Source organism: Rhodoferax sp. RT5P35 (assembly GCF_056521385.1).
In genome coordinates this window covers 187,232-204,080 of record NZ_JBWMAX010000005.1, presented here as the reverse complement: position 1 = coordinate 204,080, position 16,849 = coordinate 187,232, and the positions used below count along the sequence as shown (strand labels likewise).

Below are 16,849 nucleotides of genomic sequence, written 5' to 3'. Positions count from 1 at the left end.
GTGCATACCTTAACTGCGCTAGCAGCTATCAAATTGATAATTTCAGCACAACGGTTTTCAACCCCGCTGCGGGAAATACCGCTCCACATACCGTTGCATTTCCCCCCGCATAAACCGGCTCGGATCCTCCGCCCGCTCTTCCCACGCAAACACGCAGCTCGACACCACGCCGTCAAAACCCACCTACCCAAAGTCTGAAAGAACAGGTTCCAGGCGATCTGGCCTTGCCCCATGTGCAGGTGCTGGTGCACGCAGACCAGGGTGGCGCCGGGAGGAGTAGCGTTGTAGCACAGCTGGCTGTTTTTTTGGTGGTTGTGCTGGTCAGGTGAAGGTGTCGGCCACGCGCACATGGGCTAGCAAGGGCCCGGCTTCGCACTACGCGGCCAAGTGCCTTTATCACCCCAACTGCACCAACACCTGCCCGCCTTCCACCTTCGCCGGGTAGGTCTTCAGATTGATACACACCGGAGCCCCCAGCGCCCGCCCATCGCGGATGTCGAAGCGGCCGTTGTGTTTGGGGCATTCCACCACGTGCTCCATCACCAGACCGTCGGCCAGGTGGACGTGCTCGTGGGTGCACAGGCCGTCGGTAGCGTAGACCTTGTTCTGGTAGCGGTACACGGCGTAGGTATGGTTGTCATGGTCAAAGCGCATCACGTCTTCGTCGTCGATGTCGTCCAGTGCGCAAACTTCGGTCCAAGCGGTCATGGGGGTGTTTCCTCGTGGTTATTGAATTTATGGGGCGGTTACAGGCACCTGGCGCACCACGTAATAGTGCGGGTCTTTGGCCTGTTTGAGCAGCGCGGGAATGATCTCGCGGTAGGCGGCTGCGGTGCCTCTGTAGGGCGGGGGGCAGTCGGCTTTGATGGTTTCGTGCAACTCGGGCAGCGCGTGGAACGGCACCATGGGGAACATGTGGTGTTCGACGTGGTAGTTCATATTCCAGTAAAGAAAGCGGAACACCGGGTTCATGTACACCGTGCGGCAGTTCTTGCGGTGGTCGAGCACGTTTTCAGGCAGACCCGCATGCTGGGTCAGGCCGAAGAAGGTGTACAGCCAGGTGCCGCCCATCACCGGTAGCAGGCCAAACAAGACCAAGGGCAACCAGCTGGCAAAGTAGACGGCGCTGGCGATCAGCACGGCGTACAGCACCACCCAGACGCGGGCTTCCTTGACCATTTGCGGCCACTCCATCTCGGGCACAAAGGTTTTTTCTTCTTCGCCCAATATGCCGAAGGCATTGCGCAGCACGCGCCACAGCTCGCGCGGGCCGGATTTGAGGGAGAAAAGGTTGAGCAAGATGCCGACAAAGTCTGTGGGCAGCGTCACAGCGACTTCGGGGTCGCGGCCTGTGACTAGGGTATCGGTGTGGTGGCGGGCATGGCTCCACTTCCACACGCTGGGGCGGCGCAGCACCTGGAAGCAGGCCATCTGGTAGAGCACGTCGTTCATCCAGCGGGTTTTGAAGGCGGTGCCGTGGCCCGCCTCGTGCCAGCGCGAATCGGCTGGGCCGGTGTAGATCGTGGCGTAGACAAAGAAAGCCAGCCAAGCCCAGGCCGTGCCCCATGTCGCTACCAGCACCGCACCGGCGGCAATGACCAGCGCGTACCACAGCACCGTGTCGCGGATGGCCTGCGCGTCTTCGCGCTGCATCAGCTGCTTCATGCGGGCGCGTGGCACGGCGCATTTGTACCAGCTGGCGTTGACCAGCCCAGCGGCATGGGCCTGCTTGCCTACGCCGGCGATCAGGTGGTAATCGTCCTGGGTGCGGGTCCAATCTAGACCAGTATGGGGGCCCGCAAAGGCTGTCGATTCGGTGGTGGGCATGGGTCGGTCTCGTTGTGGGCTGCGGATGCCGGATGCTAAAACCAATGCCGTTTGCCGCGTGATGCAAAACCTCAAAAACCATCAAATCATTGCAAAAACTATCATATATTAGAGAAGAAAACTTGCATTTATGGCAGACGCTGCGATGATGTGGCCCCATGAAAGCCAAAATCACCCTGCATGACGTGGCCGAGGCCGCGGGCGTGAGCACCGCCACCGTAGACCGCGTGCTCAACAGCCGCCTGCCGGTACGCGAAGGCACCACGCTGCGCGTCATTGCCGCCGCCGAAAAGCTGGGCTACCACGCCGTGGGCCTGATGCGGGCAAGGCTGAAAGAACGCGTGCCGGTGCGCCACCTGGGCTTTTGCCTGCAAAAGCGCAACGACCATTTCTACCAAACCCTGGCCGCCGCGCTGCAGCAGGCCGCCACCCAGAACCAGCCCGAAACCTGCGTGGCCCACATCACGTTTATGGACGCGCTGGAGCCCGCAGCCATTGCCGCGCAGTTGCTGGAGATGGGCAGCAAGGTGGACGCGCTGGCGGTGGTGGCGGTAGACCACCCGCACGTCACCGCGGCGGTGGAGGGGCTGTTTGAACAAGGCACGCCCTGCTTTGCGCTGCTGAGCGACATCAGCGCGCCGCACAGGGCGGGCTACATCGGGCTGGACAACCGCCAGCGCGGCCGCACCGCCGCCTGGGCCATCAGCCGACTGCAGCGGCACACCACGGGCGAAGTGGGCGTGTTTGTGGGCAGCCACCGCTACCTGGGGCACGAGCTGGCCGAGATCAGCTTTCGCTCGTACCTGCGCGAGAATGCGCCCGGCTTCAAGGTGCTGGACACGCTGGTGAACCTGGAAGACCCGCAGCTCGCCTATGAAGCCACACTGGAGCTGCTGGCCCGCCACCCCGGGCTGGTGGGCCTGCACCTGACCGGCGGCGGCGGCGCGGGCGTGATCCGGGCGCTGCGCGAAGAGGCCGTAGGCCGCGAACTGGTTGTGGTGTGCAACGAGCTCAACGCCACCACCCGCGCCGCGCTGATCGACGGCGTGGTGGACCTGGTGATCCACACCCCGCAAGAACGCCTGGCCCAGACCGCCGTAACCCAGATGCTGGCCGCCACCCTGCCCGGCGCGGTGTTCGCCGGGCCGCAGCAGAAGCTGCTGGCGATGGACTTATTCACGCCCGAGAACATGAACTGATACCCATACCATGCTATAAAAAAAATAGCTACTAGCGCATGCAGTGTCTGCGCTAGAGGCCTTTTTTCTATAAATTCCTGCTATACCATCGTTTGCAGTACCGCGACCGCCAGCGCGTGGTCCTCGGCCTGCGGCAGGCCCGATACCGTCACGGTACCCACCACTTGGCCCACGCCCCGGATGCGGATCGGAAACGCGCCACCGTGGGCGGCGTACTCGCGCGGGTCCAGGCCGGTGGCGGCATCAAAATCTGTGCCTTTGCTGCGGTACAGCGTGCCCATGTAGAACGAGCTGCGGGCAAAGCGGCGCACCACATTGTTTTTGCGGCGCACCCAGTCCACGTTGTCGGGGTTGCAGCCCTCCATGGCGTGCTGGAACAGTTGCAGATCGCCCACGCGTATGTCCACCAACACCGACTGCCCGGACTGCCGCGCGGCGTTCACGATGCCCAGGCCCAGGTTCAGGGCGGTCTCGCTGTTAAAGCGGCCAAATTGCAGGGTCTCTTCCTGGCGCAGCAGCTCTTGCAGCAGGGGTTTTTCGTCTTCAGGCATCAAGGTCTCCGGGTTTAAAAAGTATGCAGTTGGCTGCGCACATATTCTCCTACCCGCAGGCCCTGCGCGGCCACGGTCAGCGCTGGGTTTAGCGCGGCAGACGACGGAAAAAAGCTGGCATCCACCACAAACAGGTTCGGGTGGTCGTAGGCCCGGCACCACGGGTCTAGCGCGGCCTGCGCCGGGTCATGGCCCATGCGCACCGTGCCGCACTGGTGCGATGGCGTGTCGATGCCAAACGGGCGGCTCAACACCACTGGAAAGCCCAGGCCGCGCAGCAGCGCCTTGGTGCGCGCCACCAGCGTGGCGTGGCTGGCCATATTGGTGCGCTGCCAGTGCAGTTGCGCACTGCCGTCGGCCAGCGGGCGGATGGTGCTCTCAAAGTGCGGCAAGTCTTCCGACATGGCCAGCCAGTCCACGCTGTGGCGGGTCAGCATGCGGCCCGCCCAGCGCGGCAGCAGCGGCATGGCCGAGCGCACCATGGGCTCCTGGATATTGCCCAACATCTGGATGTGGCCCAGCGGCGTGGGGTGCGCCGGTGTGCCATCGTAAAAGTCATTCAGCGCCAGGGTTTTGGTGAAGCGCGTGGCGTTCACCGCGCCCGGCAGCATGCCCATCAGGCAAGTGGTGTTGTGGTTCATGTAGTAGCGGCCCACGCTGTCCGAGCTATTGGCCAGGCCACGCCGGTGCTGGGCGTTGGCCGAACGCTGCAGCAGCAGGGCCGAGTTGATGGCCCCGGCGCTGAGGATGAACAACGGTGCGCGGATCGTCTGTACCTGGCCCTGGTGCACCACCTCCGCTGCCACGATGCGCTGGCCCTGGGCATCCGTCAGCAGACGCAGCACCTGGCTGCCGGTTTGCAGGGTCACATTAGGGTGCCGCAAGGCCGGGTCGATGAGCCGGGTTTCGGCATCGCCCTTGGCCCCCACGGCGCAAGGAAAAGCATCGCAGGTGCCACAGCGCACGCAGCTGCCACCCGGGTGCAGGTCTACCGCAGACGGCATGTGGAACGGGTGCAGGCCCTGCGCGGCCAGCTTGTCGGCCAGCGCGCCGATCAGCGGCTCGTGCGCAATGGCGGCGTGCGGGTAGGCGCTGGAGCGCGGCGGCTCAGTCGGGTCCTGCCCGGCGTGGCCGTGCACGCCAAACACGCGCTCGGCCTCGGCGTAGTAAGGCTCCAGGTCGGCGTAGGTGATGGGCCAGGCGGGCGAGGTGCCATCGGCGTGTTCGGTGGCCGCAAAGTCGCGTTCGCGCAGGCGGAACATGGCGGTGCCGTAGAACTTGGTATGGCCACCCACAAAGTAGTACTGGCCGGGCTGAAAGGGCTGGCCAGCACCGTCCAGCCAGCGCTCGGGGGCGCGGTAACGGCGCTGGGCGAATACCGCTTCTGCATCGGTGTTTTGCGGCTCGCGCGGCAAGCGTTCGCCGCGCTCCAGCATCAGGATGCGGGCCCCGGTACTGGCCAGGCTGAGCGCCATGGCGCCACCACCCACGCCGGAGCCGATGATGACGATGTCTGCGTCCATGGCCTTTAAATGCACTGTACCGGCGTGCTATGCCCGGTACGCGCCGCTTCCAGCACCGCCAGCGCGGCGGCCAGAGAGCGCAGACCGTCCTCGCCAGTGGCCGAGGGCGCGCCCTGCCCTTGCACCGCACGGTTGAAGGCCGCCAGAGAATGGGCGTACAGGTTGCGCGGCTCCACTGCCACCACGTGCTCGCCGTCGGCGGTGCGCAGCCGCACCTCGCCCACGGGCCGCTGCGTCATCACGTCGCGGCCCACCAGGGAACCCAGGCTGCCGTGGATCTCGATGCCGGTGCCCGCATGCGGGACGTTGAAGGCATCGTGCAGTTGCGCCAGCACGCCGTTGTCAAAGCGCAGCACGGCCATCACGCCATCGGCCAGCGGGCCTGCCGTGGGGGTCATGGCGATGGCCTCTACCGGCTCGGCATCCAGCAGAAAGCGCAGGGTGTCGGCATCGTGCACGGTGATGTCCAGCACCACTCCGCCGCCCGCGTCGGCCTTATTTACACGCCAGCCTTGCAGGTGCGCGGGCAGTTGCACGGCATGGAACACGCGGGCAAACAGCGGCGTGCCGATGGCCCCGCTGCGGATGAGATCGCGCATGGCCTGGTGCGTGGCCGCGTTGCGCAGGTGGTGGTTAGTGCCCAGCACCACCCCGGCGCTTTTGCAGGCCGCCACGATGGCCTGGCCGTCCGCCAGGTGCATGGCCAGAGGCTTTTCGCACAGCACATGTTTGCCCGCAGCGGCAGCGGCAATCGCCTGCGCGGCGTGCAGTTCGTTGGTGGTGCTGATGTAGACGGCACCCACCGCCGGGTCGGCCAGCAACGCATCGAGTGCGGTGTACGACTGGGCAATACCGTGGGCCGCCGCGTAGTCTGCACCGCGCTGGGCGTTGCTGCTGAGCACGGCCGCCACCGTGTTGCCCGGCTGGGCGCGGATCGCGTCGATCATCCATTCGTGCGCGATGGTGCTCGCGCCGATCAGTCCCCAGCCTAAAGGGTGTGCCATGGTGTGCTCCTTGTGTTGTGGAGCCCAGTTTAGGAATTTGCCGCGCCTAGGCTGGCAGAAAAATCGCAGGTTTTGGCACGATTGCCGCATCTCTAGCCACTCCACTGCGCCAATTGCATAATTTGGCCATGCAGCCCTGGTTAGAACAAGTCACCCGCAGCAGCGGCCAGTCGTGGACGCTGTTTGATCGGCAGTTGCCCGCGTTTCCGTTCAACTGGCACTACCACCCCGAGTTCGAACTGACCCTGACGCTCAACAGCAGCGGCCAGCGCTTCGTGGGCGACCACGTGGGCCAGTACGGCGATGCGGACCTGGTGCTGGTCGGCCCGAACTTGCCGCACGCCTGGCAGTCGCGCGCGGCCCTGGACCCGGCCCAGCCGCACCGCGCCCTGGTGCTGTGGTTCCAGCCGCAATGGGCCTACGGCCTGACCCAGCCCTACCCGGAGCTGGACAGCATCGCCCCGCTGCTGGCCGATGCGCGACGTGGCGTGGCCTTCAGCGCAGCTACGGTGGCCACGGTGCTGCCCCGGCTGCTGGCGCTGGTGGACATGGCCCCGGCGCAGCGCTGGCTGGGCCTGGTGGAGGTGCTGTTGCTGCTGGCCGCAGACCGCCAGCGCCAACTGCTGGCCTTGCAAGGCTTTGCGACAGACAGACTACCCCGCGACCGGGCCCGGCTGGACCGGGTGCTCGCGCACCTGCACGCCCACTACGCCGAGCCCATCCGCCTGGAGACCCTGGCCGACTTGGCGGCCATGAGCGAAAGCCAGCTACAACGCGCCTTCAAGCGCAGCACCCGCAACACCGTCAGCAGCTACCTGGCACAGCTGCGCATAGGCCACGCCTGCGCCCTGCTGCTAGACGGCGACCGCCCCATCGCCCAGATAGCAGAGGCTACCGGCTACCGCCAGCAGGGCTATTTCACCCGGCAGTTCCGGGCGGTGAAGGGCATGACACCGCTGGCTTTTAGACGGGGATTTGGCGCGGGTTCCGGGCAGATGTAAACCGCGCCTGAGACCCCAAAAGCAAACCGCCGAGGCTTCCCAGTCTCCCAGGCAGGCACGGCGGATACGGTGGATACGGATAGTTTTTAAATTGCTCTATTTAATGTAGCTACCAGCGCATACAGCACCTGCGCTAGAGCCACTTTTTACCCTTAACTCTTGCGTTTCTTGTTACGGTACTGGTCGGCGACCACGGCGGCGACGATGATGCCGCCCTTGACCATCTCTTGGTAGTAGGCATCGATGCGGATGAAAGTGAAGCCCGACATCATCACGCCCAGAATCAAAATGCCGATGACGGTGCCCGTTACCCGGCCCAAGCCGCCCACCAGCGAGGTGCCGCCAATGACGACTGCCGCAATCGCATCCAGCTCGTAGCTCACGCCCATGCCGGACTGGCCGGAGATGGCGCGGGCAGCGGTGACGGTGCCTGCCACGCCGCTGAGCAAACCAGCAATGGTGTAGATCCAGATCAGATGGCGGTTTACGTTGATGCCCGACACGCGGGCCGCCTGGCGGTTGGCGCCGATGGCGTAGGTGAACTTGCCGAAGCGGGTGTAACGCAGCACGATGTGGGCGATCACCGTGATCACCAAAAATATCACCACCGGGTTGCTGCCCTCGCCGATCCAGGCAAATTCGGGGGTCAACATGCTGACAGGCATGCCGCCGGTAAACCACTTTGCAAAGCCACGGGCAGCCACCATCATGCCCAGCGTGGCGATGAAGGGCGGGATGCCGGTGAATGCAATCAGCGAACCGTTGATCAAACCTACCACCGCGCCCACCAGCACCCCGGCCAGTACCGGCCAGAACGGGCTCAGGTCGGTCAAGTGCGGGAACACGGCGCGCGGAAAGTCCGACACCTGGGCCAGGCTGGCGGCGACTACGGCGGATGCTGCCACCACCGAGCCCGACGACAGGTCAATGCCGCTGGTGATGATGACCATGTTCACGCCGATGGCGATGATGCCGATGACCGACATCTGCAAGATGATGACCTTCAGGCGCTCGGCGTTGAAGATGAAGCTTTGGCCGTTCAGGTACCAGCCAATGGCTTCAAAGAAGACGCTGATGCCTACCAGCACCAGAAAGATGCTGAATTCGGGTGGGAATTTGAACGGCGCTTTGATGGCGGCGGGGGCGACGTGGGCGACGGTGGGGGTGCTCATGGTGCAGGTTTCCTATAGATTTTTTACTTTGCAGCCAGGTCCATGACGGACACCTGGTTGGCATCTTTGCGGTCCAGAATGCCGGTGACTTGGCCGCCGTGCATCACCACAACGCGGTCGCTCATGCCCAGCACTTCGGGCATTTCCGACGAGATCATCAAAATCGCCACGCCGGTACCGGCCAGTTCAGACACCAGGCGGTGGATTTCGGCCTTGGCCCCCACGTCGATGCCGCGGGTGGGTTCGTCCAGAATCAAAATGCGCGGGTTGGTTAGCAGCCAGCGGCCTACCAGCACTTTTTGCTGGTTGCCGCCCGACAGGTTCTGGATGATTTCACCCATGCTGGGGGTTTTGACGCGCAGGCGCTTGGCCATCTCGGCACAGTCTTTGGCCAGTTGCTCGCCCTGCACAAAGCCCTTGGACACGTAGCGCTGGTTCAGCACCGCCGAATCCATGTTGTCCTGGATGTTCAGGCTTAAAAAGCAGCCGGTTTCCTTGCGGTCTTCGGTCAAAAAGGCCATGCCTGCCGCCAGTGCCTTGGTGGGCGAGTCGATGGTGATGGGCACGCCCTTGATACTGATGGTGCCCGAGGTGGCGGGCACTACGCCAAACAGCGCCTCGGCTACGTTCGAGCGGCCCGAGCCGACCAGCCCGGCCATGCCGACGATTTCACCGGCGCGGATGTCAAAGCTCACGTTCTTGAAAATGCCTTCGACGCACAGGTCTTTCACCGACAGCACCACCTCGCCAATCGGCACCTCCATCTTGGGGAACATCTGGGTGATTTCGCGGCCCACCATCATGCGGATGATGTCGTCGCGGGTGACCTCGGTGGAGGCGTGGGTGGCGATGTACTGGCCGTCGCGGAACACCGAGAACTCGTCGGCGATCTCGAACAGCTCGTTCATCTTGTGGGTGATGTAGATGATGCCCTTGCCCTTGGAGCGCAGGCTGCGGATGATGGCAAACAAATGCGCCACTTCGGTCTCGGTGAGCGCCGAGGTGGGCTCGTCCATGATCAGCACGTCGGAATTCCAGGACACGGCCTTGGCAATCTCGACCATCTGGCGGCTGGCCACCGACAGGTTCTGGATTTCTTCGCGCGGCTCGATCTTGATGTTCAGCTCTTGGAACAGCGCGGCGGTCTTGCGGTACAGCTCAGCGTGGTCCACAAAACCGAAGGCATTCTTGGGCTCGCGGGTGATCCACACGTTCTCGGCCACCGTCATGTAGGGCATGAGGTTCAGCTCTTGGTGGATCATGGCGATGCCCAGGTTCAGGGCATCCAGCGGCGACTTCATGTGGATGGGCTTGCCGCGCAGCCGGATATCGCCCTTGTCGGGGATGTAGATGCCCGCAATGATCTTCATCAGCGTGGACTTGCCCGCGCCGTTTTCGCCCATCAGCGCATGCACCGTGCCCGCGCGCAGCTTGAAGCCCACGTTGTTGAGCGCAACCACGCCCGGAAAGATTTTGAGAATGCCGTTGATCTCCAACAGCGGAGGCGCGGCGGCAGCCTGGGCGGCCGGGCGGTCGAGGGTGGCGGTGTCTGACATCCTGGTGGCTTTATGAAAGGGTGGAGGGTGGGCTTGTTGTCGCAAGCCCTCACGCCAAACGCCTCTCCTGCGGGGAAAGGCCTGGCGTGAGGGCTGAGGGTGCCCCGGCAGGGGGCCCCCTCAGATCCGCAATGGCTTAGTTCTTGCCGGTGTACTTGGCCAGGTTGGCGGGGGTGACCAACTCAAACGGCACGTTTACAAAGCGCTCAACGGCTTGCTTCTTGGACAGCTTCAAAGCCGCGTCCATCGCGCCGCTGCCTTGGCCGGCCGCGTTCTGGAACACGGTGACCTTTAGGTCGCCCGCCTTCATGGAGGCCAGCGCGTCCGGGGTGGCGTCGATACCGGCCACGATGGAAGCAGGGGTCCACTTCTTGGAGGCTTTCAGGGCGTTGATGGCACCGATGGCCATTTCGTCGTTGTTGGCGATGATCGCGTCAAACTTCAGGCCGGTAGACAGCCAGTTGGTGGTGATGTCCTGGCCTTGGGTACGGTCCCACTTGCCTTCGCGCTTGTCCAGAATCTTGATGCCGCTGCAAGCCGGGGTGGCCAGCACGTCTTCAATGTCCTTGGTGCGGGTGCGGGCCGCTTCGTTGGACAGCTCGCCCATCAGCACCACGATTTCGCCCTTGCCCTTGAGCAAACGGCAGACTTCCTGGGTTTGCACAGTGCCAGAGACCACTTCGTCAGAGGCCACAAATGCCACACCGGCTGGCAGCTTGGCAAAGTCCACCGGCTTGCGGTTCACATAGACCAGCGGAATCTTGGCATCGGTCACCATCTTGGTGATCTTGGGGGTGACATCGGTGTCCACCGGGTTGACGATGATGGCATCAACCTTCTGGGCGATCAGATTCTGGATCTGGCTCAGCTGTTTACCTACATCGGCCTGGGCATCTTCCACTTGCACCGTCGCACCCGACTTTTTGCCGGCATCGACCACACCGTCTTTCAGAATCGTCAAAAAGGTATCCAGCTGGGCCATGGCCAAGCCCACTTTTTGAGCGTGTGCCGCCAGGGGGGCCAGCAAGGTGGTTGACACGGCTGCGGCAAGTACAAGCTTTTGTAGGTTTTTCATTGGGATGCGTCTCCAGAGTTATTGGTAAACGGCGGGGTTGTGTGCCGTTGGGTTAGGTGAGGCTGGGGCACAAAGAAATACCCTCAACCACGGCCTGTACTGTAATCAAAAAACCCAAAAATAGAAAATAAATTTCTAAGTGATTACACTTAGAGAAAAATATTTCTCTACAATTTATAGTCGTTGCATCTGCCACAGCTCCGTGCTGTACACGCCGCCTTTCCGTACCCACGGGAACCTTTTTCCGCACAACACCGTACCTCGATGAGCCAACTGAACTTCCCCACTGGTCGCCGTATCGACCTCGCCTGCCTGGGCCGCCTGGCAGTAGATCTGTACGCCCAACAATTCGGCAGCCGCCTGGAAGACGCACGCAGCATGGCCATGACCCTGGGTGGCAGCTCGGCCAACCTGGCTTTTGGCGTGGCCCGCTTGGGGCTCAAAAGCGCCATGCTGTCCCGCGTGGGCAACGAGCAAATGGGCCGTTTCCTTACCGAAACCCTGGCCGCCGAGGGCTGCGACACCAGCCAGGTGCAGATCGACCCCGAGCGCCTGACCGGCATGGTTTTGCTGGGCCTGAAAGACCGCGACACCTTCCCCCTGCTGTTCATGCGTGAAAACTGCGCCGACATGGCGGTCGATGCCAGTGAAATCCGCGAAGACTTCATCGCCCAGTGCCGCGCCCTGGCCATCACCGGCACCCACCTCAGCACCCCTGGTACCCGCAGCGCGTCCTTGGCTGCCTTGACCTACGCCAAAAAACACGGCGTGACCCGCGTGCTGGACATCGACTACCGCCCCGTGCTCTGGGGCCTGACCAGCCGCGGCGCGGGCGAGAACCGCTATGTGGCGGATGCACACGTGACCCAGCAACTCCAGGAAGTGCTGCCCGCATTCGATCTGCTGGTGGGCACCGAAGAAGAATTCTTCATCGCCGGGGGCATTGCGGGCGACCTGATGGCCTGCCTGCGCGCCGTACGCCAACTCAGCGCCGCCACCCTGGTGGTTAAGCGCGGGGCCGATGGCTGCACCGTGATCGAAGGTGACATCCCAGCCCACATCGACGACGCGCCCACCTTCCAGGGCGAGCGGGTCGAGGTGCTGAACGTGCTGGGCGCGGGCGACTCCTTCCTGTCCGGCCTGATGGCCAGCCTGCTGCAGGGTAAAGATTGGGCTGCCTCCACCCAGGTGGCCAACGCTTGCGGTGCCATCGTGGTGTCGCGCCACGCCTGCTCCGCCGCCATGCCCACCCCGGCTGAATTGACCCACTGGTTTGGCGGCAGCCGCAACCCCAAGGTAGATGCCGACCAGCAGCTGGCCCATCTGCACCGCGTCACTGCGGCGCGCCCGGATTGGAACGAGATGTGCGTGCTGGCCTTTGACCACCGCAGCCAGTTCTTTGACATGGTGCGCGAAGCCGGTGCCGACGAATCGCGCATCCCCGCGCTCAAAAAGCTGCTGGTCGAAACCGCCGAACAGGTGGAGGCCAGCCACAGCCTGCAAGGCCATGTGGGCGTGCTGATCGACGGTGGCGACTACGGCCGCGATGCCCTTGCCAGCGCCACCGGCCGTGGCTGGTGGGTCGGCAGGCCTATTGAGCTGCCCAGCTCACGCCCGCTGCGCTTTGACGGCACCCGCTCGGTGGGTAGCGCTCTGATTAACTGGCCCACCGAACAGGTGGTGAAATGCCTGGTGCACTACCACCCGGACGACGCATATGCACTTCGTTTAGAGCAAGAGCAAAAAGTGCTGGAACTCTGGGAAGCCACCCGCGCCAGCGGCAACGAGCTGCTGTTGGAAATCATCTGCCCGCGCGCCCTGACCCCCGCTGGCACCGAAGATACCGCCGTGCTGCGCGCCGTGAAGCGCTTCTACAACCTGGGCGTGCAGCCCGAGTGGTGGAAGCTGGCCCCCATGCAGCCCCAGGGCTGGACCGACCTGGCCGCCCTGGTGGCCGAGCGCGACCCGCACTGCCGTGGCGCGGTCATCCTGGGCCTGAACCAGCCCTTGCAACTGCTGGCCGACAGCTTTGCCCAAGCTACCAATCCCATCGTCAAGGGCTTTATGGTTGGGCGCACACTGTGGGCTACGCCCTCGCTGCAGTGGCTCAAAAATGAAATCGACGACGCGGCGTTTAAAAATGCCGTAGCCCAGAACTTCTCCGTCCTGGTGGACGCCTGGCGCAAACGTAAATCTGTCTAATCCATCCGCCCTATGAAAACCCAGAAACTCACCATGTCCCAGGCGCTGGTCAAGCACCTGGCCGCACTGCAAGTCGAGATGGCCGACGGCAGCACCCAGCCCTACTGCGCGGGCGTGTTCACCATCTTTGGCCACGGCAATGTGGCCGGTATTGGCGAAGCCCTGTACGCCGAGCGCGCCACATTGCCCACCTACCGCGCCCACAACGAGCAGGGTATGGCCCACGCGGCCATCGCCTACGCCAAGGCTAATTTTCGGCAAAAAATCATGGCAGTGAGCACCAGCATTGGGCCTGGTGCTACCAATTTAGTAACAGCCGCCGCTGTGGCCCATGTGAACCGCCTGCCGGTGCTGCTGCTACCTGGCGACACCTTTGCCAGCCGCGCCCCGGACCCCGTGCTGCAGCAAATCGAGAACTTTCAGCACGGCGACATGAACGCCAACGACGCGTTCCGCCCCGTCACCCGCTTCTTTGACCGCATCACCCGGCCCGAGCAGATCCTGACCGCCCTGCCCCGCGCCATCCAGGTGCTGACCGATCCGGCCAGCTGCGGCCCGGTGTGCCTGTCGCTGCCGCAAGACGTGCAGACCATGGCCTTTGACTGCCCGGAAAGCTTTCTGCAGCCCGGTACCCTCTACTTCCGCCGCCCGCCCGCCGACACCCGCGAGCTGGACACCGCCGCCGCTTTGCTGAAAACCGCCAAACAACCCCTCATCGTGGCCGGTGGCGGCGTGCTGTACAGCCAGGCCTGGGACGCGCTGCGGGCCTTTGCCGAGAAATACGGCATCCCGGTGGTCGAATCGCATGGCGGCAAGAGCAGCCTGCCCTGGGACCACCCGCTGAACCTGGGCGGCATTGGCGTAGACGGCGGCCCCGCCGCCAACGAAATGGCCCGCGAAGCAGACTTGGTGCTGGCGGTGGGCACCCGCCTGCAAGACTTCACCACCGGCTCGCACGCCCTGTTTGCCAAAGCAAAACTGCTTTGCCTGAATGTGCAAAGCTTTGATGCCACCAAATGGAATGGTGCCGCCCTGGTGGCCGATGCCCGCGTGGGCCTGGCCCAGCTCAGCGCTGCCGCAGGCGACTGGAAAGCAGCACCTGCCTGGACCACCCGCGCCCGCACCCTGGCTGCAGGCTGGGTGGCCCGCGTCACTGAACTCACCACCGCCATCCCCAGAGACGTGCTGCCCTACGACGCAGAGGTCATCGGCACCGTGCGCGATTCGGTAGACAACAGCGATGTGCGCGACGTGGTGGTCTGCGCCGCAGGTACCCTGCCCGCCGAACTGCACAAGCTCTGGCGCGCCACCCGGCCCGGCAACTACCACGTGGAATATGGCTATTCGTGCATGGGCTACGAAGTGGCCGGGGCCTTGGGTGCCAAGATGGCCCGGCCCGACCAGGAAGTCATCGTCATTGTGGGCGACGGCTCTTACATGATGATGAACTCTGAGCTAGCCACTTCGGTGCTGCTGGGCAAAAAGCTGATTGTGGTGATTCTGGACAACCGGGGCTACGGCTGCATCGACCGCCTGCAGCGCGCCAGCGGCATACCCAGCTTCAACAACATGCTGGATGACTGCATTCCCGAGGGCGGCAGCAGCAGCCAGATCGACTTTGCCATGCATGGCCGCAGCATGGGCGCGGATGCCGTGCACGTCAAAGACTTGGCTGAGCTGAAGACCGCCATGGTGGCAGCCCGCGCCGCCACCAAAACGCAGGTGGTGGTGATCGACACCACCCACCACCGCACCACGGCCGAAGGCGGCTGCTGGTGGGAAGTGGCGATTCCCGCTGTCTCCGAGCGCGCAGAAGTGAATGAAGCGCACACACGCTACACCGCCGCCAAACTTGAACAACGCATTTAACTAAAGAGAAGCAACATGACCTGGAACGTACGCATCGGCATCAACCCCCTGTCCTGGATGAACGACGACCTGCCCTCGCTGGGCGGCGAAACCCTGCTGGAAACGGCCCTGAGCGAAGGCAAGGAAATCGGCTACGAAGGCTTCGAGCTGGGCAACAAATTCCCCAAGGACGGCCCTGGCCTGAAAGCCAAGCTGGACGAGTTCGGCCTGGTTTGCGTGTCCGGCTGGTATTCGGGCTTTTTAGGCAACGACTCGGTGGAAGCCGAAATCGAACGCTGCAAGGCCCACATGGCCAAGCTGCAATACAACGGAGTCAAGGTAGTGGTCTATGGCGAATGCGCCGACACCATCCAGGGCCAGATCGACACCCCCGTCTCCAAGCGCCCCCGCTTCGCTGGCGAAGCCCAGTGGAAGGCTTATGCCGACCGCCTGAACGCGTTTGGCGAGCACCTGGTCAAAACCTACGGCATCAAGTTGGCCTACCACCACCACATGGGTGCCTACGTGGAGTCGCCCGCCGACGTGGACAAGCTGATGGCGCTGACCGACCCGACCAAGGTCTTCCTGCTGTTCGACACCGGCCACGCCTACTTCGGCGGTGCCGCCGACCCTGTCGCGCTGCTTAAGAAACACGTGGAACGCGTGGTGCATGTGCATTGCAAGGACGTGCGCGTCCCGGTGATCGCCCAGGCCCGCAACGACGGCTGGAGCTTTCTGAACGGCGTGATCAACGGCACCTTCACTGTGCCCGGCGATGGCGGCCTGGACTACGAAGCCGTGCTGACCACACTGAAAAACGCCGGTTTTGAGGGCTGGCTGGTGGTGGAAGCCGAGCAAGATCCGGCCGTCGCCCCCAGCTACGAGTACGCGAAAAAGGGCTATGACACCCTGCGCGGCCTGGTAGACAAGATCGGCGGCTGAGATGGTCAGCCCCCTCCTCGCCAAAGCCGCCCCAACGGGCCGCGAAATCGTCAACGTCACCCCCGAGCGCGCAGGCTGGACCCACGTGGGCTTCCGCGCCGTGCGCCTGGCCGCCGGCGAAACCGAAACGGTGAACACCAGCACCCGCGAACTCTGCCTGGTGGTGCTCACCGGCACCGTCACCGTCACGGTAGACGGCCAAACCTACGAGAAACTGGGCACCCGTACCAGCGTGTTCGAAGAGGTCTCGCCCGCTGCGGTCTATGTGCCCGGCGGAAAGACCGTGGTGGTGCGGGCCGACACCGATGCCGAGCTGGGCCTGTGCACCGCCCCCGCAGGCGACACGCCCCACGCTGTGCGCGTCATCGACCCGGCCAGCATGCGCCGCAGCGTGCGCGGCCAAGGCACCAACACCCGCTACGTCTGCGACGTGCTGCCCCACGACGACCCGACCGCCGCGCACCTGCTGGTGGTCGAAGTGCTCACCCCGGCCAGCCACTCCAGCAGCTACCCCCCGCACAAGCACGACATCGAGCAGCCGCCGGTCGAGACGCTATTGGAAGAAACCTACTACCACCGCCTGAACCCACCGCAGGGCTTCGCCTTCCAACGCGTCTACACCGACGACCGCAGCCTGGATGAAGCCTGCGCCGTGGAGAACCACGACGTGGTGATGGTCCCGCGCGGCTACCACCCGGTCACCGCACCGCACGGCTACGACCTGTACTACCTGAACGTGATGGCCGGGCCCAACCGCTTCTGGGTCTTCAAGAACGACCCGGCGCATGAGTGGATGTTGAGGCCTGTTTGAGCATGGGCGGAACGGGAGCCGCCGCACCCGTTCCGGCCTTAATTTGAAGTTTTAGCCTATTTTTTCAGGCATTAAAACAGGCTCCTGTGCTTATTCCAAGAGCGTGAGAAGCTCTCTTTTTTAGAATAAAAAAGGAGA

General features: G+C 63.6%; 14 protein-coding genes and 1 pseudogene. 6 read left to right on the top strand and 9 right to left on the bottom strand.

Translation table 11 applies throughout. The features are described from left to right. Positions 1 to 57: 57 nt before the first annotated feature. The 3 genes and pseudogenes from AC097L_RS09570 to AC097L_RS09560 all read right to left on the bottom strand — a co-directional run. A pseudogene (locus AC097L_RS09570) lies at positions 58 to 372 on the bottom strand (TIM barrel protein); the annotation flags it as partial. Between the two features lie 24 nt (positions 373 to 396). Further along, positions 397 to 708, bottom strand: a complete 312-nt coding sequence (locus AC097L_RS09565) for a MocE family 2Fe-2S type ferredoxin (protein WP_479586098.1) — start codon at positions 706 to 708, stop codon at positions 397 to 399. Between the two features lie 27 nt (positions 709 to 735). Further along, positions 736 to 1,827, bottom strand: a complete 1,092-nt coding sequence (locus tag AC097L_RS09560) for a fatty acid desaturase family protein (protein WP_479586097.1) — start codon at positions 1,825 to 1,827, stop codon at positions 736 to 738. Between the two features lie 158 nt (positions 1,828 to 1,985). On the opposite strand from AC097L_RS09560, the gene AC097L_RS09555 reads away from it, so the two are divergent. After that, entirely contained in the window at positions 1,986 to 3,026 is a 1,041-nt protein-coding gene (locus tag AC097L_RS09555) for a substrate-binding domain-containing protein (protein ID WP_479586096.1), read from the top strand. An 80-nt stretch (positions 3,027 to 3,106) separates the two neighbouring features. Here AC097L_RS09555 and AC097L_RS09550 read toward each other — a convergent pair whose 3' ends face one another. Genes AC097L_RS09550 through AC097L_RS09540 form a run of 3 tightly spaced genes read right to left on the bottom strand, consistent with a single transcriptional unit; the run spans position 3,107 to position 6,104 of the window. Then, a complete protein-coding gene (locus AC097L_RS09550) occupies positions 3,107 to 3,577 on the bottom strand; it encodes a heme-degrading domain-containing protein (RefSeq protein ID WP_479586095.1) in 471 nt (156 codons plus the stop codon). 14 nt (positions 3,578 to 3,591) lie between these two features. Next, positions 3,592 to 5,100, bottom strand: a complete 1,509-nt coding sequence (locus AC097L_RS09545; protein WP_479586094.1) for a GMC oxidoreductase — start codon at positions 5,098 to 5,100, stop codon at positions 3,592 to 3,594. A 5-nt stretch (positions 5,101 to 5,105) separates the two neighbouring features. Beyond that, positions 5,106 to 6,104 carry a Gfo/Idh/MocA family protein gene (locus AC097L_RS09540; protein WP_479586093.1) on the bottom strand — a complete coding sequence of 333 codons (999 nt, stop codon included), beginning with the start codon at positions 6,102 to 6,104 and terminating at the stop codon, positions 5,106 to 5,108. Between the two features lie 128 nt (positions 6,105 to 6,232). Between AC097L_RS09540 and AC097L_RS09535 the strand changes: the two genes are divergently transcribed. Further along, positions 6,233 to 7,105 carry a helix-turn-helix domain-containing protein gene (locus tag AC097L_RS09535; protein ID WP_479586092.1) on the top strand — a complete coding sequence of 291 codons (873 nt, stop codon included), beginning with the start codon at positions 6,233 to 6,235 and terminating at the stop codon, positions 7,103 to 7,105. Positions 7,106 to 7,257: 152 nt separating this feature from the next. Here the strand turns inward: AC097L_RS09535 and AC097L_RS09530 are convergent, their stop codons facing one another. From AC097L_RS09530 to AC097L_RS09520, 3 genes are all read right to left on the bottom strand, one after another. Further along, positions 7,258 to 8,277 carry an ABC transporter permease gene (locus tag AC097L_RS09530; protein WP_479586091.1) on the bottom strand — a complete coding sequence of 340 codons (1,020 nt, stop codon included), beginning with the start codon at positions 8,275 to 8,277 and terminating at the stop codon, positions 7,258 to 7,260. Positions 8,278 to 8,300: 23 nt separating this feature from the next. After that, entirely contained in the window at positions 8,301 to 9,833 is a 1,533-nt protein-coding gene (locus AC097L_RS09525) for a sugar ABC transporter ATP-binding protein (RefSeq protein ID WP_479586090.1), read from the bottom strand. A 136-nt stretch (positions 9,834 to 9,969) separates the two neighbouring features. After that, positions 9,970 to 10,908, bottom strand: coding sequence for a sugar ABC transporter substrate-binding protein (locus tag AC097L_RS09520; protein WP_479586089.1), 939 nt, complete (start codon positions 10,906 to 10,908; stop codon positions 9,970 to 9,972). Positions 10,909 to 11,172: 264 nt separating this feature from the next. Between AC097L_RS09520 and AC097L_RS09515 the strand changes: the two genes are divergently transcribed. The 4 genes from AC097L_RS09515 to iolB are packed head-to-tail and all read left to right on the top strand — an operon-like array spanning position 11,173 to position 16,711. Next, positions 11,173 to 13,110 carry a bifunctional 5-dehydro-2-deoxygluconokinase/5-dehydro-2-deoxyphosphogluconate aldolase gene (locus AC097L_RS09515; RefSeq protein WP_479586088.1) on the top strand — a complete coding sequence of 646 codons (1,938 nt, stop codon included), beginning with the start codon at positions 11,173 to 11,175 and terminating at the stop codon, positions 13,108 to 13,110. A gap of 12 nt (positions 13,111 to 13,122) precedes the next feature. After that, complete coding sequence (gene iolD, locus AC097L_RS09510) at positions 13,123 to 14,979, top strand: 3D-(3,5/4)-trihydroxycyclohexane-1,2-dione acylhydrolase (decyclizing) (protein ID WP_479586087.1); 1,857 nt, start codon at positions 13,123 to 13,125, stop codon at positions 14,977 to 14,979. A gap of 15 nt (positions 14,980 to 14,994) precedes the next feature. Beyond that, entirely contained in the window at positions 14,995 to 15,900 is a 906-nt protein-coding gene (gene iolE, locus AC097L_RS09505) for a myo-inosose-2 dehydratase (RefSeq protein WP_479586086.1), read from the top strand. 1 nt (position 15,901) lies between these two features. Continuing rightward, positions 15,902 to 16,711, top strand: a complete 810-nt coding sequence (iolB, locus tag AC097L_RS09500; protein ID WP_479586085.1) for a 5-deoxy-glucuronate isomerase — start codon at positions 15,902 to 15,904, stop codon at positions 16,709 to 16,711. Positions 16,712 to 16,849: the final 138 nt, after the last annotated feature.